Below are 22,668 nucleotides of genomic sequence, written 5' to 3'. Positions count from 1 at the left end.
ACTAAATATTTCCTTTATTTAATTCTTTTACAGCATAATCACATGCACGTGCCGTCAATGCCATAAAGGTCAATGATGGGTTCTGACAAGCAATTGAAGGCATACAAGAACCATCTGTAACAAATACATTATTTACTTCATGCATTTGATTCCATTTATTTAAAACTGAAGTTTTAGGATCATTACCCATTCTGGCAGTTCCCATTTCGTGAATTGCCATTCCAGGATAACAGTCATTATCATACGTTTGTACATTTTTAATTCCTGACGCTTCAAGCATTTCTGCAGCATCATTCATCATGTCAATACGCATTTTTTTCTCATTTTCTTTATATTCGCAATCAATGGCTAATACCGATTGACCCCATTTGTCTTTTTTATTATGGTTGATATAAACCTTATTTTCATAATAAGGCAACATTTCTCCAAAACCGCCCAATCCCATATTCCATGTATTAGCCGGAAGACTCATTTTATCTTTAAAATCACCACCAAAAGCTAATTCAGCAACTTCTTCATGCCAAGGATTTCTACTGGCTCCACCTTGATAACCAAAACCTCTCAAATAATCTCTTTTATCACCGCTGACATTTTGATATCTTGGAATATAAATACCATTTGCTCTTCGTCCATAAGTGTATTTATCTTCAAAGCCCTCTGCACTTCCTGAAGCACCACAACGGAAATGATGATCCATCAAATTATGTCCCAATTGACCACTAGCATTACCTAATCCTTCCGGATGTGCTTCTGAAGTTGAATTTAATAAAATAAATGTTGAGCCTAAAGTAGAGCCATTTACAAAAACAATTTTAGCATAAAACTCCATTGTTTCATTTGTTTCAGCATCAATCACCATAACCCCTTTAGCTTTTTTGGTATCTTTATCATAAATGATATGATTGACAATAGAGTAGGGTCTTACAGTTAATCGTTTAGTTGCCATAGCAGCAGGAAGGGTAGCCGATTGTGTACTGAAATAAGCTCCAAACGGGCAGCCACGGCTGCATAAATTTCTATATTGACAACTCCCACGACCATTATGAGGGATCGTTAAGTTTGCGGTACGCCCAATAGTAAGAATTCGTGTTCTGTTATAATGCTTTTCCATTCTTTCCTTAACTGACTTCTCCACACAGTTCAAATCCATTGGTGGTAAAAAAACACCGTCTGGCAAAAGAGGCCAGTTTTCTGCCTGTCCGCTTATTCCTGCAAATTTCTCTGCATAATCATACCATGGAGCGATATCTTTATAGCGAATAGGCCAATCGTTACCATGACCATCTTTGGCATTATCTTCAAAATTATGGTCACTAAAACGGTAACTTTGGCGCCCCCACATTAAAGACTTTCCACCTACATGAAATCCTCTGTACCAGTCAAAACGTTTGTCTTCGGTATAAGGGCATTCTAAATCATTTACCCACCATTTTTCGGTTGCTTCATTATAAGGATAATCTCTTGTTTGAACTGGGTGCGTTCTTTTTTGTTCTTCTGTAAGTTTACCGGCATGTTTAAACTCCCAAGGGTTTTTCATCGCGGATTCATAATCTTTGATATGTTCTATGTTCATTCCTCGTTCTAACATCAAAACTTTTAGTCCTTTTTCAGTCAGTTCTTTTGCGGCCCAACCACCACTTATTCCTGAACCTACAACAATCGCGTCATAAGTATTTTCTTCTTTTAAATTTGAATTTATATTCATTCTAGGTGCGTTCTATTTGGTTAATTTGAAGATAATATTTCGAAAAAATTAATGCGATAAAGTCCCATAATAATTTATAAAAAAGGATTTTATTTCGCCAATTGATTTCTTAAGTAGCCCAAGCTTTTTGTCCAGGTTTGTAATCAGCATTGCCATCGTATCTACCAGGGACAGGAAGGTATTCACGCGCTTGTGTACAACCAATTTCTGATGAGAAATACCCCAATATAGTTAAATCTCTGGCGAGAATAAAAAAGGAAGGCTTTTTAATATCGACAAGTGATTCGGTTCTTAGTTCTTCCATTATTTTAACACGTAGCTCGGGAGACAATGCGGTAAAATTCTTATTATATTGTTCTTGACATTTTTCCTCCATTTCTTTCATTCCCGTTGCAAAAGTCTGTTGCAAATCGGCAGGATAGCATTCTTTAATCATCATAGGAATAAAAGCTCCCAAACCAGCCGCTTTAGCTCCTGGTGCTGCTTTTGTAGTAGGAATAATAATATCAGCAAATTCGGCTAAAAGTTCTTCGTCGGTAGCTGAAAATGATACATTACTATTTTCGTTGTCAGGAATTATAATGTCTTTAATTAAAATTCCAACTGTTGTTGCTGAGATGACACCTCCTAGCACCAACGCCAAGTTTTTGATTGCTCTACGTCTATCCATTTACTAAAATTATTAAAAGTATTAATGATTATTGAATATTATGCATTTATTATAACAATACAATAATAAATAAAAATAAGATAGATTCTTTTTTTTAATGTTAAATTATTGATAGAATTCAATAATTTGCAAATTATTAAGGGAATCACTTTTAAAAATTCATTAAACACTATCTGTTATCAATTAAAACAAGAAAAAAAATAGAATTTGAGATTAACAGTAAAATAAAAAATACTTCTAAAAGTTATTTTAATGTTAATTTAACATGTTTTATACTACAAATTAAAATTAGATTTTCATTTCACAGCATGTCAATGCGTTAAAATGACATTTTATAAAAAAACTAATCATAAAAAATGTTTTAAATATTGGAAATAATATCAATGCAATTTATTGCAAAAAGATGTTTCTACAATAAGTAATGGAATTTAAAAATTCAATGGTTTGAAATCAAAAAAGATTGTATTGATAGAAATAAACATGAAGTGACATTCTATTCTATAAAAAAATACTATCTACCTTTCAAATAATCCAAGTGTCCCGCCAACCCAATCCTTATCTTTATTGAATTTTACGCCGATCATTTCACCGCGACTCAATCGGACTAAGTTACAAAGTAGAGTAGGAGCGGCATCATCTTTTTTCCAAACACAAAGCACACGAACTTCTGCTTTTACTTTTCCATCAGGAGATTGTACAATAGGAATATAGTTTACCTTTTTTTGGAGGATATAAAGTTCTTTTTCAATTACCGCTTCAATATCTTCTTTTTTTACATGGAAAATAACACCCGTTCCTGAAAAAGAAAATAAAGGTTTCAAAACATAATTTTCTAAATCCTCTGGAATTTCGGTTAATTCACTCAATAATGTAGTTTCTATAAAATACTTCCCTTTTAAGAAAGGCAAAATAAATTTACTTATTCTGAAAAACCAATTAGGATGCCCTGCCCATTCTACATCAAGTTCATCTGAGAAATGGAAATTTAATTTTAAATCGGTTCGCAAATCTAATTCATCAAAAATAACCCGATTATAGATTCGTTTTACTAAAATTTCATCGCCTTTTTCGTTTTTATAAAATAATTGTTTGCCTTTTTTTATGAGTTCAGTAACGCAAACTATCGGAATACCAATATCTCTTCGGCAATAATAAAAATCGATTTTTGTATTTTGTTTTTCTGGTTCAATTTCAAGAAGAATAACATTTTCTTTGGGATGATTATTACAAATCGCTTCTTCAAGAATATTGAGATATTCTTGTGGTTCAATGTTATTGATGAATGGTGTTAATTCGCTGAGAAAAGGATACTGATTCTTAAACTTTTCATACAAATTAACTTGATAATTATATAAAGAGGGAAATCCTTGCACTTCAATTAGTTTAGGAATAATCACTCCGTCTTCTTCGCAAATTCCAAAATCAATAGCTAAAAAAGTGGTGTGTTCATCTTCATTTGGAACTTTGTAATTTAGTTCTAATGATTTATTTGTAAGGGATTTAAAGTCTTCTTTTTGAATTAAAGCTATAACCTCATTACTACCTTCAATCAATTGTGATTTTAGTTCATTGGAAATAAAAAGTGGAGTTTCACCTAATCGAAAAGTAGGTATGTAATTAAAATCGGAAGCAATATCATCTTTAAGTTCTTGATATTTTTTTTCTGTAAATTGAGTATTAAATAACTCCCGATATTTTGAAATCATCTCGAAATGAATTTATTAATTAGAAAGCATTTTCTTTGTTTTCATCAAGTCATTAATCGCTATTCGAAGGAAATTTGGAATCAACGTTTCATTAGTTCTGTATATTTTGTCATCATCCAATAAATCTTCGAGCATATTCCTAAACTTTCTTTTCCCTTTCATATTTCTGATTTTTTCTTTTGCCTCTTTATTTCTCAAATGAGAGACAAAGCTTATCGGATCAGCTTCCGGGTGAAATTGAGTACCAACAAAATAGTCCGTAAAACGAACAGCCATGATAGCGCGTTCATATTGTATATGATCTCTTATTTTCTCTAAAGAAATAATTTTGGCTCCTTTTTTAGCAAAAATACTCAGCTTTGGCTGAATAACTTGATAATCCCTGGAGTCGATAGCATAAAAAGGATCCGCTAATCCTTCGAAAAGAGGATCAGTAAGCCCTTCTTTAGTTTTATGAATGGTCATAACGCCAAAAGAAGTATCGTTTCTTTTCGTAACAGTCGCTAATCCAAAATGCAGGCAAGCCATTTGAAAAGAGTGACAAATAAACAATACATGTTTTTTAATTGCATTTTCATTATTCCATTTGTTCAATGAATCGATAAATTCATAATATTTTACATCCCAATTCCCATCTCCAATTAATGGATTCCCGGGTCCTCCAGTTGAAATATAAATATCAAACTTGTTAATATCCGGCAATTCACACTTTACCCGAACATCAAATATTTCGAAACTCACAACCGGACTAAACCTATTGACAACATCAATGATACAACGCATCCCTTGATTAGGTTCACCGTTATACATATCTAAAAGGGCTATTTTTATAATTTTACTGGACATAAACTATTTTTAAAAAACAATGTACAAAGGTAATTTATATTTTATAATCCCTTGGTAAATTCACCAGTTATAAAGTCTACGACTCTGCAAAGATCTCCCGTTTCTTCAAAAACAGCTAATTGTTTATCTGCTCCAGTTCCGTTTTTCAAAATTTTATGCACATAATTAATATCCTCGCGACTTCCTAATTCATCTACAACATCATCAATGAAATCAAGTAATTCCAGGATAAGCATCTTAGTTTCCACTTCCTTTTGCAATCCAAAATCAATCATATTATTATCAATTCCATAGCGAGCTGCGCGAAATTTATTCTCTTTTATCAAAGCCAATCGATAGATGTTAAAACTGGTATTATTCATGTTCAATTTGTAGAGTTTGGCTACAATTGCCTGAATAATTGCAACAATACAAATTGTCTCATCAACCGTTAAACACATGTCACAAATCCTGAATTCGATAGTATTGTAAAAGGGATGCAAACGTAAATCCCACCAAATTTTCTTTGGATTATCGATACAATTGGTCTTTACCAAAGTCTCTAAATAATTCTCATACGATCCCACCGAATCAAAATATTCCGGCAATCCCGTTCTTGGAAATTTATCAAAAACTTTCGTTCTAAAGGATTTATATCCCGTTTGTCTGCCTTCCCAAAAAGGGGAATTCGTAGAAAGCGCAAAAATATGAGGCAAGAAATACGTTGCCTGATTCATTAATTGCAACCCAATTTCACGGTTTTCAATCCCCACATGACAATGCATTCCAAAAATTAAATTCGAACGTGCCGCATCCTGCAATTCATTTACAATATCGTGATAACGGGGATCATCAGTAATAGGCTGGTCCTGCCATTTCGAAAAGGGATGCGTTCCGGCGCCACCCACAATCAAATCTTGTTTATCGGCTAATTCAACGATTTTGGAACGCAAAAATTTTATTTCGTTTTTAGCATCATTGACACTATTACAAATATTTGTCCCCACTTCAACTACTGATTGGTGCATTTCGGCCTTCACCTGTTCATTTAAAATTATTTTGGCACCATCTACAATTTTAGACAAATGCGAACGCAAATCCCTTGTTACAGGATCAATAATTTGATATTCTTCTTCTACACCAAGTGTAAAAACTGGTAATTTTTTCATTATTTTTTTTTTAGGAGCTATTTCCAGCTTTTCGTTTCAATCTTTCTATTCCTGAAAAAAATCAGGAATAGAAAGGATTTTCTCTACAAACGAAGTTCACTGAACTCCGATGAAAATGAAAATTAAGTGAAGTAATCGGGGCTAGGCAATTCCATTGATCTATAATTTTTATTTTACAGCTACGGCGTCTTTAATAAAAGTTCCCCAAGTAAGATTGATTTTACCTGGCTTTTGTTTTTTTGCGGCAGCGATAGCCATTTTTGCCGCTTCTTCAACCACCCATTCAAAATTTTCAGCACCCACCGAAGTCAATTCAGCGTCAGGAGCAGGATTTCCAAAATCTATCGCATAAGGAATTCCATCACGAACGGCAAACTCAACTGTGTTGAAATCATATCCCAATCCTTTACAAAGGCGTAAAGTGTAATCTTTTATAGTTGCTAATAGCTTTTTATCAACCGGCGGTCCATCAATTACATAACGCAAATGATGTGGATTTCTTGGTTCGTATTGCATAATCCGAACCGCTTTACAACCCAAACAATACACTCTGAAATATTCCGTAAAGACAATTTCTTCTTGTAACATCATCACTAATTGCCCAGTTTCCTGATGTTTATCCCAAAATTCTTCTTTGTTTTCCAATCGGTACACATTTTTCCAACCACCTCCGGCATACGGTTTCATATACGCTGGAAATCCAATGTATTCAAAGATTCCTTCCCAATCCATTGGGTATTTTAAGTTGCGGAATGATTTTTCGGTGGTATCCGTAGGATGTTCCGCTGAAGGAAGAATCACTGTATTTGGTAATGGAACTCCAAGCGTATCCGCCAAAGCATTATTGAAAAACTTATCATCTGCACTCCACCAAAAAGGATTGTTAATAACGTTAGTTCCTGTTAAGGCAGCATTTTTTAAATAAGCACGATAAAAAGGAACATCTTGTGAAATTCGGTCAATAATTACAGCGTATTCGCCATCTTGATTTTGAACTACTTTATCAATAGCAACTGCTTCGGCAATGATTCCTTTTTCGTTTTTTGAATTTACGCGATCTATAAATGCTTGTGGAAAGGTGTCTTCCATTCCAAATAAAATTCCTATTTTTTTCATCTTGATACGTTTATAATTTTAAAAAAATTTAATTCTTGATAAATAATGTGGAAACATTTCTTGCCAAACAGACCAATCGTGTTTTCGCTCCTGACGAATATCCAGCCAGTGATGTATATTTCTGTCACTTAAAACTTTGCTTAATTTTAGATTCGCATCAAAACAAATATCCCAATTTGAAGTTCCAAGAACGATATCCATATTCCACAATTCATGATCATCGAGTCCGTATAAATAATCTTCAGGACTGTTGTAAAACACATCATCATTATGAAAACCATCCAAAAAACTCTTAATGTTGAAAGCGCCACTCATGGAGAACATATGACTTACATAACCAGGATGACGAAAAGCGAAATTAGCGGCATGATACCCGCCAAAACTGCAACCAGCAACAACAACTTTTCCGGAAGAGGTATTGTTTTTTACTTTTTCAACGATTTCATGACAAATCATTTTGTCATATCTAACATGATTTTCTATGCGATGTACGGGGTGGATTTGTTTATTGTAAAAACTGTCTTTGTCGATACTGTCTGGACAAAATATTTGGATTAAACCTTGTTCAATATACCATTTTGCAGAATCAATCAACCCCATATCCTTATTTTCATGGAAACTCCCCATAGAAGTAGGAAATAAGACGACAGGATATCCTGCATGTCCAAAAACCAGCATTTCAATATCCCTGCCCAGATTTGGTGAATGCCATTTGAAATATTCTTCCTTCATAACTTTATTTTTAACAATTATAATGAAAAAATCCGAGCAAATAGCATAAATAATTTTACTTAACCAATATTTATTATAAAAAACATTGCGATTATTAAATCGTAATTAAATTGTAATATTTATATCAATAAGCGTCTATTTTTTCAATTATACACAACAAAACAAGTTGATTTAACATATCGTCATTTTTAAAAAAAGTATTTGAATTAACTAAAAAAAATCCAAATCAGACTATATACTTTGATTAATTTCAAACAATTGGACTTGACTTTTTAATCTTTCAATAAGCATACTCATCATCCTTTTGTTGATATTGGAGGAATTTTTTATATACTCAGCATATTCATCGGCTGTAAATAATGCGATTATCATTCCTTTTAAAGCATTTCTAAACTTGATGTCTTTTTGAATAGCATTTTCTATAACCGATAATTTTTTTTCGACACTATGACTATAAAAATCCGCTTTGTTTTTTGCAACATAATTAATAAATGAAGCAATAAATAAATCGTTTTGTAATTTCAAAATTGGCCTAAGCACTTCATTTTGAAATGATTCCTCCGATGAGGATTGTGTTGTTACTGAGCCTATGGTTTGTCCTCGGAATTCTTTTAAGAAAGTATCTCTTTGATTCATCTTTTTTTTCTTAAAAATAAAGAAAATAGCCATAAGAAAAGTTTATTTTTGCAGATATAAAGAAAAATTATGAGATTTCACACTAGAAAATGGGTAAAACCGGAAGATTTAAACCCAAACGGAACCTTATTTGGAGGTAAATTATTAGCTTGGATTGATGAGGAATTGGCTTTGTACACTATCATTCAATTAGAAAATGCAAGAATTGTCACTAAGCATATGTCTGAAATCAACTTTAGAAGTTCAGCAAAACAGGGGGATATTATAGAAATTGGTATTGATGTTGTAAAATTTGGAAATTCTTCGCTTACGCTAAAATGTGAGGCTAGAAATATGATGACACGGGAGACAATTATCACAATTGATCATACTACAATGGTAAGTTTGGGTGAAGATGGAAAACCAAAAGCACACGGGAAAACTGAAATTGAATTTGTTAAGGATCGTTTGTAATTAGAGTAGATTTTTGCTTTTAATTTGAAAATTAGTTAGGAGCGGATTTAAATTCCTTTATTTTTATTTATATGACAGTCCGCAATATGTTCCAAAGGATAAAATATGGCACACAGATAACACGGATTGAACGGATTTTGCACAGATTTAAATAACAGTTTGATTCACCAAGTAAAAAAATCCGTGTAAATCGGCATAATCTGTACAATCTGTGGGCTAATATTTATGCTTTATAAATGTACAAACGACGAAAATTGTATTCGAAATGATTTTAGTCCGCATTACGGATAGTCATAATTTATTTATTACACTTTCATTGATTCCTTCAAAAATTTCCAAATCGAAATATTTTACTGAAGCAATGATATGATCAAATATGTCAGACATTATGTATTCATAATTTTCAAATCGTTTGTCATGAGAAAAAGCATAAACTTCAAGAGGAACTCCATGAGAAGTAGATTGCAATTGACGACAGAGTGTAATCATATCTTTATTTAATCCCGGATAATGATGAAGATATTGCGTAATGTATTTTCTAAACAAACCTAAATTAGTCAAATTCCGACCATTGATTGCCAATGACTTATCGATTTTATGACTAGAATTAAAATTGTCAATTTCTAATTTTCTAGTATCAATATAATCCGAAATCAGTTGTATTTTCTTTAACTCATTTAATTCCGCTTCTTCTAAAAACCGAATACTGCTTGTTTTAATAAGGATGTGTCTTTTTATACGTCGTCCATCAGAATTAAGCATTCCGCGCCAGTTTTGAAACGAATCAGAACTCAAACTGTACGTAGGGATAGTGGTAGTGGTATTATCGAAATTTCGAACTTTTACTGTGGCGAGATTTATTTCGATTACATCTCCATCAGCTCCATATCGATCCATTGTAATCCAATCACCTATACGAACCATATCGTTTATAGCGACTTGAACACTGGCAACAAACCCTAAAATAGTATCTCTGAAAATCAAAATAACCACAGCAGAAACCGCTCCCAAAATGGTTAGAAGATCTTTTGTTTTAATGCCAAATATTTCAGAAATAATAACAACGACTCCAACCATCCAAAACACGATCATGATAATCTGAATAAAACTATCTATGGGCTTATCACTGTATCTTGGGATTTGTTTAAAATAATCACGTAACGCATTGAATATCGTGCGAATAATCCACAAAATTAGCAATACAATATAGACTCCTACGGCTGGTCTAAAAATGTCTTCCCAATATTCGTAGCGGTCCAGAATTATGGGTACTGATTTGTAAATAAATAAAAACGGAATTAAATAGGCGATGTATTTCGCTGTTTTATTGGTAACTAGTAAATCATCAAATTTAGTTTTGGTTTTTTTCGCAACAATGGCCATAACCGTTACTAATACAAGACGGAAAATTACATAAATAACATATGCAAGTACACACAGCAAGGCAATATTTATAATCAAACTCAGATAAGAAGCAAAGCTGCTTCCCAACCCCCATTTTCGGAAGATAGGATATAAAAAAGTGAATATTTTTTCTATGAATTTATACATTTTTCAAGTATTTCTTTTCCATGTAAAAAGTCCCAAAAGGAATTATTGATGCAAGACAAATAATTCCAAATTTTTTGTAGTCCCAATTTTCTTTAAATTTTAATAGTACTGCCAATATAATATAGGTAATAAACAACACTCCGTGAGCCATTCCTATTGGAAATAAAAGTGTTTTGTAAAGAACTAAATTTGTAGGTTTTACAATAAGCATATTTGAAAATAAAACCAAATAGGAAATTCCTTCGAGAATAGCAACAATCTTAAAAAATCTAAGCATAAAAATTAAATTAGTGTATAAAAGTAAAAAAATAGGTTTTGAAAAACTGATTTGCCTATTTATTTATGCCAAAATTAAGGATTATCATTGATTAAGGATGTATTCATTCCTAAAGTAATTTACTTTTGTATTCTTAAACTTTGATAATGAGCAAACGTGATTTAAAAAAATATTTGGCTGAACTTAATAAAGAACAACTCGAAGAACAGATTATCGAATTGTACGAGAAATTCAGTCCCGTAAAAGTCTATTATAATTTTGTTTTTAATCCAAAGGAAGAAACACTTTTGCAGGAATGCAAACTCAAAATTTCAAATGAATATTATCCTTTAAAAAAGGCAGGAAGACGCAGCAAACCAAAAATGAGGCGTTCTGTTGCTCAAAAATACATCAAGCATTTCACGCTTTTGGGAGTAGATCCCTTTATAATTGCAGATGTGATGCTTTATAATATTGAAATTGCACAAACATTCTCATCGGAACATATTATAAAACAAGACTTATTTTTCAAAAGTATGTTCAATTCTTTTGAACAAGCAATCATTTTCTTGATTGCAAATGGAATCCTTAACGATTTTAAAACAAGAATAGTAGCGATTTATAACGAAACTATTCTGCAAAAATGGTATAATGAACCCGAATTCAATGCCATTATAGAGCGATTTGAATATTAAGTTGCTGTATAATTCAATTTTATTTAATCAATCGTATTTTTTTTAATTAAAATTGACAATTAAACTGTTTTTTAGGCGTATTTTTGCAAAAATCCAACAATAAGCAATGTCCCAAAACACTTTAGAAATAGAAATAGAAGACAAAAAAGAACTTTATGCATATCAAAAAGGCGACATCGACGCCATATTTGAACGCATAGATAATGCTCCGCCACAACATCATTTGTTATACCAATTGCCTACTGGTGGTGGGAAAACAGTAGTGTTTTCAGAAATCGTGCGTCGTTATTTATCACAACACGATAAAAAAGTGGTTGTTTTAACGCACCGAATTGAGTTGTGTAAGCAAACTTCAAAAATGTTGAAGGGTTTTGACGTGAAAAACAAAATTATCAACAGTAAAGTAAAAGAACTTCCGGATCAAAACGATTATTCTTGTTTTGTTGCCATGGTGGAAACTTTGAAAAACCGAATCAATGATGAAAAATTACATTTAGATAATGTAGGATTGGTAATCATCGATGAGGCGCATTACAATTCATTCAGAAAATTATTAAGCTCATTCAAAAATGCCTTTATATTAGGCGTTACAGCAACGCCTTTAAGTTCGAATATTAAATTACCAATGCATGAAAGCTATGATGAATTAATCGTAGGAGACACCATTAGCTCTTTGATTGAAAATGGATTTTTGGCAAAAGCAATTACCTATAGTTATGATGTTGGTCTGACCTCATTAAAAGTAGGTATCAATGGTGATTACACCGTGAAATCATCAGATGATTTATACACCAATATGGCTATGCAAGAAAAATTATTGCATGCCTATACCGAAAAATCTTTAGGCAAGAAAACCTTGATTTTCAATAATGGTATCAATACCTCTTTATATGTATATGAAACTTTTAGAGAAGCCGGTTATGCGATTCGTCACTTAGACAATACCAGTAATAACGAGGAAAGAAAAGATATTTTGCATTGGTTTAAACATACGCCTGATGCTATTTTAACTTCGGTTGGGATTCTTACAACCGGTTTTGATGAACCTACTGTAGAAACCATTATACTGAACAGAGCGACAAAATCATTGACATTATATTATCAAATGATTGGTCGTGGTTCAAGGAAACTACCTAATAAAGATATTTTTAGCGTTATTGATTTAGGAAATAATGCAGCACGATTTGGACTATGGAGTGAACCGGTAAACTGGCAACACATCTTTAAATCCCCTGAGTTTTATCTGGAAAATTTACGTGACGATACCGAAATTGAATTGTATTTCAAATACAACATGCCACCGGAAATACGCGCTAAATTCAGTAAAACGGAAGTCGTAACTTTTGATGTCGATGAAGAACATAAACTCATCATTAAACAAAATTTACGCTCAAAAGAAGTGCTGGAAAAATCGTTGGACCAGCACGCTGCCATGTGTGTTGATAATTCTGAAACCTTACAAGAAGCTAAAGCATTAGGGAAATTGTTAGATGATGATATCGATTGTCGCATCAAACGCTATTCAAAATGTTTGAGCCAATGCAGTAAAAATTACCGCGAGTGGCTTGTTGACGATTACAAATTAAAATTAGTATTGTTAACCGGGAAAAAATATCGTGAGAAAATCATGAACGAACCTGATGAAGAATAAAATTTCTTTTTTAAGGAGCTAATCCCGCTGTACACTATATCTGTTGTGGTGGCTCCGAAGCTTCGGTTTCGAAACTTCGGGACGCCACAACAGGATGCCTCCCGAAACTTCGGGATCATCGGGGCTAAAAATTACGTTTACAAAACAACTATTTTTATAAAAATATAAAATCCAAAAAAATGCCAAAACAATTCTCTGATTTAGGAATTTCAGCACCCATACTAAAAGCGATTACCGAATTGAAAATTGTTGTACCAACAGAAATTCAGTTAAAAACAATTCCGTTACTATTATCAAATACAACGGATTTAGTAGGACTTGCCAAAACGGGTACTGGAAAAACTGCGGCATTTGGATTGCCAATTTTACAATTAATAGATACCAATTCCCCTGTTGTACAAGCAGTAATTCTTGCGCCAACACGAGAACTGGGACAACAAATATTCAAGAATTTAGAATCTTTTGCTAAATTCCTACCTGAAGTTTCTATTGCAGCAACTTGCGGAGGAATTCCAATCAAACCACAAATAGAACGCCTTTCATTGCCTACACATATTGTGGTGGCAACGCCTGGACGTTTAATCGATTTGATTCAGCGCAAAGCCATAAACTTAAAAGAAACCAAATTCCTCGTGCTCGATGAAGCCGATGAAATGGTTACAATATTGAAAGAAGGCTTAGAAGAAATCATTGCCGAATTACCTAAAAATCATAATACTTTTTTATTCTCGGCGACCATGCCTGGAACCATAAAACAGCTGATTCAGAACTACTTAAATAAAAACGTGGTTCAAATTAGTGCAAATATGGAAACGATAGGGAATCAAGGAATTGACCATGAATATATTGTGGTAGATCCAATTGAGAAGCTCGATGTTTTGATGCATTTCTTAAATACTAAAGAAGGAGAACGCGGAATTATCTTTTGTAAAACTAAAGCTGCTGTCAATAAATTAGCCAAAAATCTTGCCATCAATAGATTTTCATCAGGAGCATTACATGGTAGTTTATCACAAGGAATTCGGGACAGAATCATGGAGCAATTCCGTGAAGGGCATATCAATATATTAGTCGCAACAGATTTAGCAGCAAGAGGAATCGATGTAAAGGAAATCTCTTATGTTGTTAATTATCATTTGCCGGATGTTTATGAAACTTACGTTCACCGTAGCGGAAGAACAGCAAGAGCGGGAGCAAAGGGACTTTCTCTAACGGTTTTACAACCAGAAGAAGTAATAGAAATTGCTGATTTCGAAAAGGAATTAGGTATTAAATTCACTCAATTTAAAAAACCAACTGTTGCCAGCATCGAAGAAAACAACACTTTGTTATGGGCAAAACAAATTTTCAAGACAAAACCCAATCACGAAGTTGACCCAGAATTGAAGACCAAAATAAAAACAGTTTTTCATCATTTGACTAAAGATGAATTAATTGAAAAATTATTGGCAAATTATTTGTTGCAAAACAAAAATGAACCTTTAGAAAAACCAGTTAAAAAACTAAAAAAGAACTAATATTTAACCCGTTGGGTGTAATTATTCAAAACGTCAGTTCGAGTGTTTTTTGTGGAGTAAAACGGAACAAAAAATGTATCGAGAACCGTTTTTAATAATAATTTTCTAGTTCTCGATATAATTTTCTTCCCGAGGCTTCGGGAGAAAATCACTCGAACTGACGAAAATTATCATCAAAAACTAATTACACCCAATGGGTTAATATTTAAAATTTTTTTAATAATTGCTATTTTAATAACATCCCTTAATAGTGTATATTTATGGATGTTTTTTTAATTTTGCACTATAAATATACGATATGGAAATTATAATAATAGGAGGAGGATTCGCAGGGTTGAATCTTGCTAAAGAACTAGTAAATGAAAAAGGAATTAATGTAACGCTCGTTGACAAAAACAATTATAATTTCTTTCCTCCACTTATTTATCAGGTTGCTACCGCTTTTTTAGAACCCTCAAGTATCAGTTACCCTTTCCGAAAGTTTTTTTCGGGTAAAAAAAATCTACAATTCCGTCTCGGAAACTTACTAAAAGTAAATCCTTCCGAAAACAAAATTATTCTCAATAATGGGGAATTAAAATACGATTACTTGGTTTTTGCAACAGGTGCTGAAACCAGTTATTTTGGAATGGAAAACGTAAAGAAAAATGCGATTCCAATGAAAACGCTGAATGATGCCATTGTAATGCGTAATACATTGTTGAAAAATTTAGAAAAAGCAGCCATTTGCAAAGACATTCGCGAACGCAGAAAGCTTTTAACCATTGTAGTTGCCGGTGGTGGTCCTACAGGAGTTGAAGTTTCGGGAATGTTTGCTGAGATGAGAAAAAACATTTTACTAAAAGAATATCCGGAATTAAGTACTACAGCAAGTAATATTTATCTGGTTGATGGGTCTAATGCCTTATTATCTCCAATGAGTAAAGCTTCACAGGAAGATACTCTGGAAGCGCTAACAAAATTAGGCGTTGTAGTAAAATTAAATACTACAGTGGTGGATTATATTGATGATACGGTATATTTTGGAAATGGCGAAACGATTCAAACCAAAAATTTAATATGGGCTGCAGGAGTTTCGGCAAAAGTTTTCGAAGGAATTCCAGCTGAAAGTTATGGTCGCGGAAAAAGAATGGCCACTGATGCTTTTAATAAAGTTAATGGTATTGAAAATATCTTCGCTATAGGAGATACTTGCATTCAACTTACAGATACAGATTTTCCTAATGGACATCCACAAGTGGCACAAGTTGCCATTCAACAAGGAATAAATTTGGCTAATAACTTTAAGCTAATGAACCAAAACAAGCCATTAAAACCCTTTAAGTATAACGACAAAGGATCTATGGCTATTATTGGAAAAAATAAGGCTGTAGTTGATTTACCTAAACCAAAAATGCATTTCAAAGGATTTTTTGCCTGGGTGATATGGCTATTTATCCACCTCATTTCATTGATAACGTATCGCAACAGGATAAAAACATTCTTCAATTGGATGATCGCTTATTTTGCAAAAGATCAATCTTTACGTATGATTATCAGACCTGATAAAAAAGTAAAATCAGAAGCAAAACAAGAATAAATTAAACCCATAATTAACCCGTTGGGTGCAATTATTCAAAACGTCAGTTCGAGTGTTTTTTGTGGAGTAAAACGGAACAAAAAATGTATCGAGAACCGTTTTTAATAATAATTTTCTAGTTCTCGATATAATTTTCTTCCCGAGGCTTCGGGAGAAAATCACTCGAACTGACGAAAATTATCATCAAAAACTAATTACACCCAACGGTTATAATTAATGAACTATTGCAATTCCTTCATCATGAGAAGTTGCAATAGTTTTTTTTATGGTTCGTTTTCCAAAAATCAAAATGATTAATGCCAAAATTGTTGTAACGGTCATAATCACCACCATAGGCAACATAGAGTCTTTTACAAAAACCCCCACTGCAAAAGATGCCAAAGCTCCCAGTCCTAACTGAATAGCACCCATCAAAGCCGAAGCACTTCCCGCATTTCTTGAGAAAGGAGCAAGAGTAAGTCCTGCTGTATTAGGATTTGATATCCCTAAACAACCTAAGAATAAGAATAGCATAGCAATCGTTTCATATAATCCCAAAAGATCATTCATTGCCAAAATAAGGAATAAAATACTAACAATTGATTGCGTAATCAATGCCCCATAAATCATTTTCTCACTTGTGAATTTTTTTAATAATAATGAATTAAGCTGACTGGAACCTATAAAGCTTAACGACATAAAAGCAAATATCCATCCGTACGTTTTAGCATCCACTTTGAAAATATCCATAAATAAAATAGGAGAAGCAGCAACATAAGTAAACAACCCTGAGAAAGCTACAGCACCTGTAAAAGCATACGTGTAAAACTGAGGCTCTTTTACAATACTGATAAAATTTGTAATTATAGGTTTTGGTTTTAATGAAATTGAAGTGTCTGGTTTAAAAGTATTTGGCAAGCCCATTTGAGCTGCCAAAAGAATTAAAACACCCATACACATTAATATAAAAAAGACAGTATGCCAACCATAATCAGCTGTGATATAACCTCCAATTGTAGGTGCTAACATTGGCGAAAGTCCAACAACTAACATCAATAAAGAAAATACTTTAGGAATATCTTTCACAGGAAATAAATCCCGAACCATAGAAACTGAAGCTACGGTCGCTGCACAACTGCCAATAGCCTGAATAAAACGCAAACCTATAAAAGTATCAATATCTGTTACAAAAACACAACCTAATGAAGCCAAAATGTAAACTATCAATCCTATGAATAACGGTTTTTTTCTGCCAAAACGGTCTAATAATGGACCATAAAGTAATTGTCCCGCGGAAATCCCAATAAAATAACTGGATAATGTCATGGAAACATTGGCAACCGAAGTATTCAAATCCTTTGCAATTCCGGCAAAACCAGGCAAATACATATCAATTGAAAATGGACCGAGTGCTGTTAATGAACCTAAAATTAGAATTAATTTTATATATTTTGTTTTTGTGATTGATTTATCGGCCATCAAATTACTTTTTTTAATTTTTTGCAAAGGTAAATATTTAAGATGCCAATCGAACCACTTTCTTAGGTAATATTACTTATTGAACCCAATCTATCATTTATTAAAAACAGCAATCTAAATATTGATTAAGTACGTTTCTTTATAAATTTTTTGGTAAACATCTTTACTAAACATAAAGAGTTGCGAAGGTCTTTTTGAAACTCCCACTTGTTTTTCATCTAATACAATAATGTATTTCTTTGTTAGCAGTTTTCTCCTAAAATTCCGATTATCTATTCCATTTCCAAGTATAGATTCATACGTGTCCTGTAACTCTTTGAAGGTGAATTTATCCGGTAAAAGTTCAAAAATGATAGGTTTGTACAATGCTTTTTCTTTTAAATCTGCATACGCTTCATTGATTATATCCCTGTGGTCAAATCCTAATTCCGGTAAATCATTTACGGGAAACCATTGCGGATTATGTTGATTATTTTCTAAAGTAACCTCTTGCGTTTTCAATAAAAAATAATAAGCTATGGTTATCGTCCGTTGATTAAAATTTTCGTTTTTGGCCCAAATAAGATCTTTTTCATTAATTAACCGATTTGGGTCTCCAAAAACTTTAAATTGTTTTTTATATACATTATCAAGTCCTGTTAACTCCTTCAAGACTCTGGCAGCAGTTTCATCAATAGTTTCATTTTCAAATGTATGATATCCGGTCAAAACATAATCGTTAACCACAGGTTCATGATTATCCTTAGATTCTAAATAACGTTTTATCAACAATACGTTTAGTGATTTTGTATTTGCGTCAAACCCAAAAACGACGCAGTCTACAGATATATTTGGAATTATTTGAGGCATCATAAGATAACAAAGAATATAATTAGTTTTTTTAAAGATTGTACTGTTTTATACAATCTTTTAATACTACAAAACTAATGATTTATTTGTAATAATATATTCGTCAAAATACACTTCATGTTTCTAATTAACCGTCACTATTACGGTTTATGCATTTTTATAACAAATTCATTTTTATTTATTAAAAAAGCATCGTATTAAGGTTAAATTTATATATATGTTAAATTTATTTACTTTTTTTTATTGTAAATTAAAAAAATATAATACATTTGAAAAATAATATTCAAAATGACGCTTAATAATTAAAAACAATAATGATAATCCCAAACCCGAATTTTATATAACAAGTCGATGAGAGTAGTAAATACTTTATAAGCACCTAAAAAACAAAACTATTTAATAAATCTATTAGATGATTTATCAACTTTTGAAATACTTAACAAACCTTTTTAATACTAATTTTTTTAATCTGCGCCTAATGCAAAATTATCCATCCGATAACGGCTGGGTAGCTGGAATTAAATATAACAATCCAATTGAAACGGCTTTACGGGTTCGTTTAATCAGTTTTCTGTTCGATATGGTTCCGGAATTGCAAATGGAGGTGATAATGGAAATACTTTTACTTGGGCAACCTATGGAGCGCTAGATTCAGAAGGAAAAAAAGACCCTTGGAGTCGCCCTCACATTCGTCTTGTTTACACGCTGGCTCACTACAACGATTACGCCCGCGATCATAATTACTCTCCTTATTTACAAGTGAACCAAAAAAGTTGGGGTTCTTTTATTGGAGTAAAAACAGAATGGTGGCTTTTTTAAAAATGCAAATCTATAAAATAGAAATAAATTTAAAATTATATAAATATGCCAATTTTTGGAACAACAATTTTATCATTTATCCCCGGATGGAGCGCCGAAAGAGGTCATTTTGCAATAGAAAAGACAGCTGAATATGGTTTTGACATGCTTGAAATTATTTTGCCAGCTTCATTAGATTTCGATGCTAAAACAACAAAAAAACAACTTGACAACAATGGCATTTTAGGACGTTGCACGTTGAATTTACCAGCAAACTGTCATATCCCTTTATATCCCGAAAGAGCAGCATCACTTATTAAAACGGCACTTGATAAAGTGGCTGAGATGGATGGTGATTTTTTAGGAGGTGTATTACATTCAGCCATAGGGACATTCACTGGGAATCCTTGTACAAAAGAAGAAAAAGTAATTATCAAGCAAGTATTTACCGAAGTTGCCCATTACGCGAACAAACGTAATATCACGATTGCTCCCGAACCAATTAATCGTTACGAAAGTTATGTATTTACAGCCGCAGATGAAGTTTTGGATATAATTGAAGCTATTGGCACTATAATATTGGTTTGCATCTAGATACATTTCACATGAATATTGAAGAAAGGAATTTCTACGACCCAATTATTCGTGCAGGAAACAGGTTGAAACACGTACATATAACCGAAAGTGACCGCGGTATGACTGGCGAAGGCAACGTTCATTGGGATGATTTTTTCAAAGCTTTAGCAAAAATAGACTATCAAGGCCCGCTAGTTCTTGAAAATTTTTCTTCACAAATTGCAGCATTAGTTGGCCCAACTTCCTTGTGGAGACCTTCTAAATACAATTCAGAAGATCTTGCTAAAGGCAGCCTCTCTTTCATGAGGAAAATGGTCGATAAATGGCACCTTTAATCATTAAACGATACTAAAATTAATTACCTAAATATATTGTTTTAAACAAAAAATAAAAAAAATGAAAAAGAAATTAAACGGTGTTTGTTTTGGAGAAATCCTTTTTGATGTTTTTCTTGAACACAAAAAAATTGGCGGAGCGCCACTAAATGTAGCTTCAAGACTAAATTCGCTAGGAGGGGAGGTTTCCGTTATCAGTGGAGTAGGGAACGATGCGAATGGTAAAGAATTAATAGATTATTTAAATTTTTCGGGTATTAACACCGATGCTATTCAGATAAAGGATAATTATCCAACGGGTTTAGTCAACGTCATTTTAAATGAAAAAGGAAATGCTTCTTATGATATCAATTATCCTTCAGCATGGGACAAAATTGAAACTTCAAGCGAGAATATTTCAATAGTTGAGAAAGCAGACTTTTTTGTTTATGGAAGTTTATCTTCAAGAGATTTAGTTTCCAGAAATACGCTGGAACAACTTTTAGATGTTGCAAAATATAAAATATTTGATGTGAATTTAAGAGTGCCTCATTATACTAAGAAAAATGTTTTGGATTTATTACATGCAGCTGATTTCATAAAGTTTAATGATGATGAGTTAAATGAAATTTGCGAAGATTTAAATTCAAATAAAAAGTCATTAGAGCAAAATATTAAATTCATTGCAAAGGAAACCAATACCGATACGGTATGTATTACTTTAGGATCTCATGGAGCGGTATTGTATTCTAATGATACCTTTTATCACAATTGTGGATTCAAAGTAAATGTAGTTGATACTGTGGGTTCCGGAGATTCTTTTTTAGCTTCATTAATCATCATGTTACTCAATGGAGAAGACCCTCAATACGCAATTAATTTTGCCTGTGCTGTTGGCGCTATTGTCGCTCAAAACGAAGGTGCTAACCCCGTAATTTCACAATCTGAAATAGAGGATTTTTTATGTGGCTTTGAACAAGTAAACTGTAAAACCAAGGAATCTACAACATTTTTAATTAAATAAGTAAAACAATGACTCAATTCAAAAAAATCCCCGTAGTTAGCAAAGAATTTGTTTTTCAATTTATAATAATAACCATATTATTTGCCCTTTGGGGGATAGCTAATGATTTAACAACCCCGATGGTTTCTACTTTTAAAAAAGTGATGCCAGAACTTTCAAATACACAAGCATCATTAGTGCAATTTGCTTTTTATTTTGGATACTTTTTTATGGCTTTACCGGCTGCATTATTCATTAGAAAATACAGCTATAAATCTGGAATAATATTAGGACTGCTATTATATGCTACAGGTGCTTTTTTATTTTATCCAGCAGCACATTACCAAAGCTACACTTTCTTTCTTGTTTCACTATGGGTAATTACTTGTGGTTTAGCCTTTCTTGAAACAACTTCAAATCCTTTAATTTTATTCTTAGGCAATAAAGAAACAGCAACGCAACGTTTAAATTTAGCACAGGCATTTAACCCCATTGGAGCAATAACTGGATTGGTCATGGCTCAGTTTTTAGTTATTAAAGAAATAAAATCAGATGACTACACACAAGAAGCCTATAAAGCTTTAAATTCAAATGAGTTAGCCAGTATTAGAGAAAATGATTTAGGTATTATTAGCATTCCTTACATTGGATTAGGAATTTTTGTCTTAATAATTTTAATTATTATTATTTTAATAAAAATGCCTAAAACGGCACACGAAGATAAAATGTCTGTATCTGAATCTTTCAAAAAGTTATTTTCTAATAAAAATTACAAACATGGCGTTATAGCGCAGGCTTTTTATGTTGGCGCACAAATTATGTGTTGGACCTTTATTTTCCAATACGTAGATAACATCAATAAAACATTTGGATTAGAATTAACTGCCACCTATTACAACATAACTGCCATGATTTTATTTTTATTAGGCAGATGGATTGGAACTGGTTTGATGAAAACCATAAATCCTTCAAAAATATTAATGGTATTTGGTATTGGAGGAGTATTATGTGCAGCTGGGGCAATTGTATTACAAGGTATGCCTGGATTAATTTCTCTAGTATGTATTTCTATTTTCATGTCTATTATGTTCCCAACTATCTATGGCATAGCACTAAAAGACATGGGAGACGAAGCAAAAATTGGATCTGCTGGTTTAGTTATGGCTATCGTTGGTGGAGCATTGATGCCTGTTATTCAAGGAAGTATTTTGGATTTAGGCGGTACAGGTTTCGCTGATATTAAATTATTTGGCTATATTCCTGAAGTAAATTTCTCATTTATATTGCCATTAATTTGTTTATCTGTTGTGACGTATTATGGTTATAGCACTTATGAATTATCAAAAAGTAAAATCAAAGAAGTCATGGATATTGCTGATGTGGTAGTTTAACTTGATTAGAATTTTTAA

General features: G+C 32.6%; 23 protein-coding genes. 11 read left to right on the top strand and 12 right to left on the bottom strand.

Annotation, left to right across the window (positions count from 1 at the left end):
- Position 1 precedes the first annotated feature (1 nt).
- The 8 genes from ACNO7W_RS09005 to ACNO7W_RS08970 all read right to left on the bottom strand — a co-directional run bounded on the left by ACNO7W_RS09005 (position 2) and on the right by ACNO7W_RS08970 (position 8,559).
- The gene (locus ACNO7W_RS09005) at positions 2-1,705 is read right to left on the bottom strand and encodes a GMC oxidoreductase (protein ID WP_417937893.1); all 1,704 of its coding nucleotides are present in this window, start codon (positions 1,703-1,705) and stop codon (positions 2-4) included.
- A gap of 109 nt (positions 1,706-1,814) precedes the next feature.
- Entirely contained in the window at positions 1,815-2,375 is a 561-nt protein-coding gene (locus ACNO7W_RS09000; RefSeq protein ID WP_143388287.1) for a gluconate 2-dehydrogenase subunit 3 family protein, read from the bottom strand.
- Between the two features lie 515 nt (positions 2,376-2,890).
- Positions 2,891-4,081 (bottom strand): hypothetical protein, encoded by a 1,191-nt coding sequence (locus ACNO7W_RS08995; RefSeq protein WP_417937891.1) that lies wholly within the window; start codon positions 4,079-4,081, stop codon positions 2,891-2,893.
- Between the two features lie 15 nt (positions 4,082-4,096).
- On the bottom strand, positions 4,097-4,927 hold the full coding sequence (locus tag ACNO7W_RS08990) for a type 1 glutamine amidotransferase (RefSeq protein ID WP_143388289.1): 831 nt from the start codon (positions 4,925-4,927) through the stop codon (positions 4,097-4,099).
- 41 nt (positions 4,928-4,968) lie between these two features.
- A complete protein-coding gene (locus tag ACNO7W_RS08985) occupies positions 4,969-6,075 on the bottom strand; it encodes a carboxylate-amine ligase (protein WP_035672581.1) in 1,107 nt (368 codons plus the stop codon).
- Positions 6,076-6,243: 168 nt separating this feature from the next.
- Positions 6,244-7,191: an ATP-grasp domain-containing protein gene (locus ACNO7W_RS08980; RefSeq protein WP_417937889.1), complete on the bottom strand. Its 948-nt coding sequence runs from the start codon at positions 7,189-7,191 to the stop codon at positions 6,244-6,246.
- 18 nt (positions 7,192-7,209) lie between these two features.
- Positions 7,210-7,923, bottom strand: a complete 714-nt coding sequence (locus ACNO7W_RS08975) for an esterase family protein (protein ID WP_417937887.1) — start codon at positions 7,921-7,923, stop codon at positions 7,210-7,212.
- 231 nt (positions 7,924-8,154) lie between these two features.
- Positions 8,155-8,559: a glyoxalase gene (locus ACNO7W_RS08970; protein ID WP_417937885.1), complete on the bottom strand. Its 405-nt coding sequence runs from the start codon at positions 8,557-8,559 to the stop codon at positions 8,155-8,157.
- A 69-nt stretch (positions 8,560-8,628) separates the two neighbouring features.
- Between ACNO7W_RS08970 and ACNO7W_RS08965 the strand changes: the two genes are divergently transcribed.
- On the top strand, positions 8,629-9,012 hold the full coding sequence (locus ACNO7W_RS08965; RefSeq protein ID WP_417937883.1) for an acyl-CoA thioesterase: 384 nt from the start codon (positions 8,629-8,631) through the stop codon (positions 9,010-9,012).
- Positions 9,013-9,303: 291 nt separating this feature from the next.
- Here ACNO7W_RS08965 and ACNO7W_RS08960 read toward each other — a convergent pair whose 3' ends face one another.
- Positions 9,304-10,563 (bottom strand): mechanosensitive ion channel family protein, encoded by a 1,260-nt coding sequence (locus tag ACNO7W_RS08960; RefSeq protein ID WP_417937881.1) that lies wholly within the window; start codon positions 10,561-10,563, stop codon positions 9,304-9,306.
- Positions 10,556-10,840, bottom strand: a complete 285-nt coding sequence (locus tag ACNO7W_RS08955) for a DUF3817 domain-containing protein (RefSeq protein ID WP_417937880.1) — start codon at positions 10,838-10,840, stop codon at positions 10,556-10,558. The genes ACNO7W_RS08960 and ACNO7W_RS08955 overlap by 8 nt, the downstream gene beginning before the upstream one ends.
- A 146-nt stretch (positions 10,841-10,986) precedes the next feature.
- Here ACNO7W_RS08955 and ACNO7W_RS08950 point away from each other — a divergent pair, with 146 nt between their 5' ends.
- From ACNO7W_RS08950 to ACNO7W_RS08935, 4 genes are all read left to right on the top strand, one after another.
- Complete coding sequence (locus ACNO7W_RS08950) at positions 10,987-11,514, top strand: DUF6155 family protein (RefSeq protein ID WP_417937879.1); 528 nt, start codon at positions 10,987-10,989, stop codon at positions 11,512-11,514.
- Positions 11,515-11,620: 106 nt separating this feature from the next.
- Positions 11,621-13,165, top strand: a complete 1,545-nt coding sequence (locus ACNO7W_RS08945) for a DEAD/DEAH box helicase (protein WP_417937877.1) — start codon at positions 11,621-11,623, stop codon at positions 13,163-13,165.
- A gap of 179 nt (positions 13,166-13,344) precedes the next feature.
- Complete coding sequence (locus ACNO7W_RS08940; protein WP_417937875.1) at positions 13,345-14,682, top strand: DEAD/DEAH box helicase; 1,338 nt, start codon at positions 13,345-13,347, stop codon at positions 14,680-14,682.
- Positions 14,683-14,980: 298 nt separating this feature from the next.
- A complete protein-coding gene (locus tag ACNO7W_RS08935; protein ID WP_417937873.1) occupies positions 14,981-16,261 on the top strand; it encodes an NAD(P)/FAD-dependent oxidoreductase in 1,281 nt (426 codons plus the stop codon).
- A gap of 213 nt (positions 16,262-16,474) precedes the next feature.
- Here the strand turns inward: ACNO7W_RS08935 and ACNO7W_RS08930 are convergent, their stop codons facing one another.
- Positions 16,475-17,704, bottom strand: a complete 1,230-nt coding sequence (locus ACNO7W_RS08930) for a multidrug effflux MFS transporter (protein ID WP_417937925.1) — start codon at positions 17,702-17,704, stop codon at positions 16,475-16,477.
- A 129-nt stretch (positions 17,705-17,833) separates the two neighbouring features.
- On the bottom strand, positions 17,834-18,571 hold the full coding sequence (locus tag ACNO7W_RS08925) for an NUDIX hydrolase (RefSeq protein WP_143388709.1): 738 nt from the start codon (positions 18,569-18,571) through the stop codon (positions 17,834-17,836).
- A 475-nt stretch (positions 18,572-19,046) separates the two neighbouring features.
- Between ACNO7W_RS08925 and ACNO7W_RS08920 the strand changes: the two genes are divergently transcribed.
- The 6 genes from ACNO7W_RS08920 (at position 19,047) to fucP (ending at position 22,650) form a co-directional block, all read left to right on the top strand.
- Complete coding sequence (locus ACNO7W_RS08920; RefSeq protein ID WP_417937871.1) at positions 19,047-19,217, top strand: hypothetical protein; 171 nt, start codon at positions 19,047-19,049, stop codon at positions 19,215-19,217.
- Positions 19,160-19,387 (top strand): carbohydrate porin, encoded by a 228-nt coding sequence (locus ACNO7W_RS08915; RefSeq protein ID WP_417937924.1) that lies wholly within the window; start codon positions 19,160-19,162, stop codon positions 19,385-19,387. Before ACNO7W_RS08920 ends, ACNO7W_RS08915 begins: the two co-directional genes overlap by 58 nt.
- Positions 19,388-19,432: 45 nt before the next feature.
- Positions 19,433-19,960 carry a sugar phosphate isomerase/epimerase family protein gene (locus tag ACNO7W_RS08910; protein WP_417937869.1) on the top strand — a complete coding sequence of 176 codons (528 nt, stop codon included), beginning with the start codon at positions 19,433-19,435 and terminating at the stop codon, positions 19,958-19,960.
- Positions 19,951-20,277: a sugar phosphate isomerase/epimerase family protein gene (locus tag ACNO7W_RS08905; protein ID WP_417937867.1), complete on the top strand. Its 327-nt coding sequence runs from the start codon at positions 19,951-19,953 to the stop codon at positions 20,275-20,277. Before ACNO7W_RS08910 ends, ACNO7W_RS08905 begins: the two co-directional genes overlap by 10 nt.
- A gap of 61 nt (positions 20,278-20,338) precedes the next feature.
- A complete protein-coding gene (locus ACNO7W_RS08900; protein ID WP_417937866.1) occupies positions 20,339-21,280 on the top strand; it encodes a carbohydrate kinase family protein in 942 nt (313 codons plus the stop codon).
- Between the two features lie 8 nt (positions 21,281-21,288).
- Positions 21,289-22,650 (top strand): L-fucose:H+ symporter permease, encoded by a 1,362-nt coding sequence (gene fucP / locus ACNO7W_RS08895; RefSeq protein WP_417937864.1) that lies wholly within the window; start codon positions 21,289-21,291, stop codon positions 22,648-22,650.
- The last annotated feature ends 18 nt before the right edge of the window (positions 22,651-22,668 follow it).

The sequence above is a fragment of the Flavobacterium sp. ZB4R12 genome, assembly GCF_048276375.1.
GTDB lineage: Bacteria > Bacteroidota > Bacteroidia > Flavobacteriales > Flavobacteriaceae > Flavobacterium > Flavobacterium gawalongense.
The sequence above is the reverse complement of the archived record's forward strand: the minus strand, read 5'-3'. Positions and strand labels throughout refer to the sequence as shown.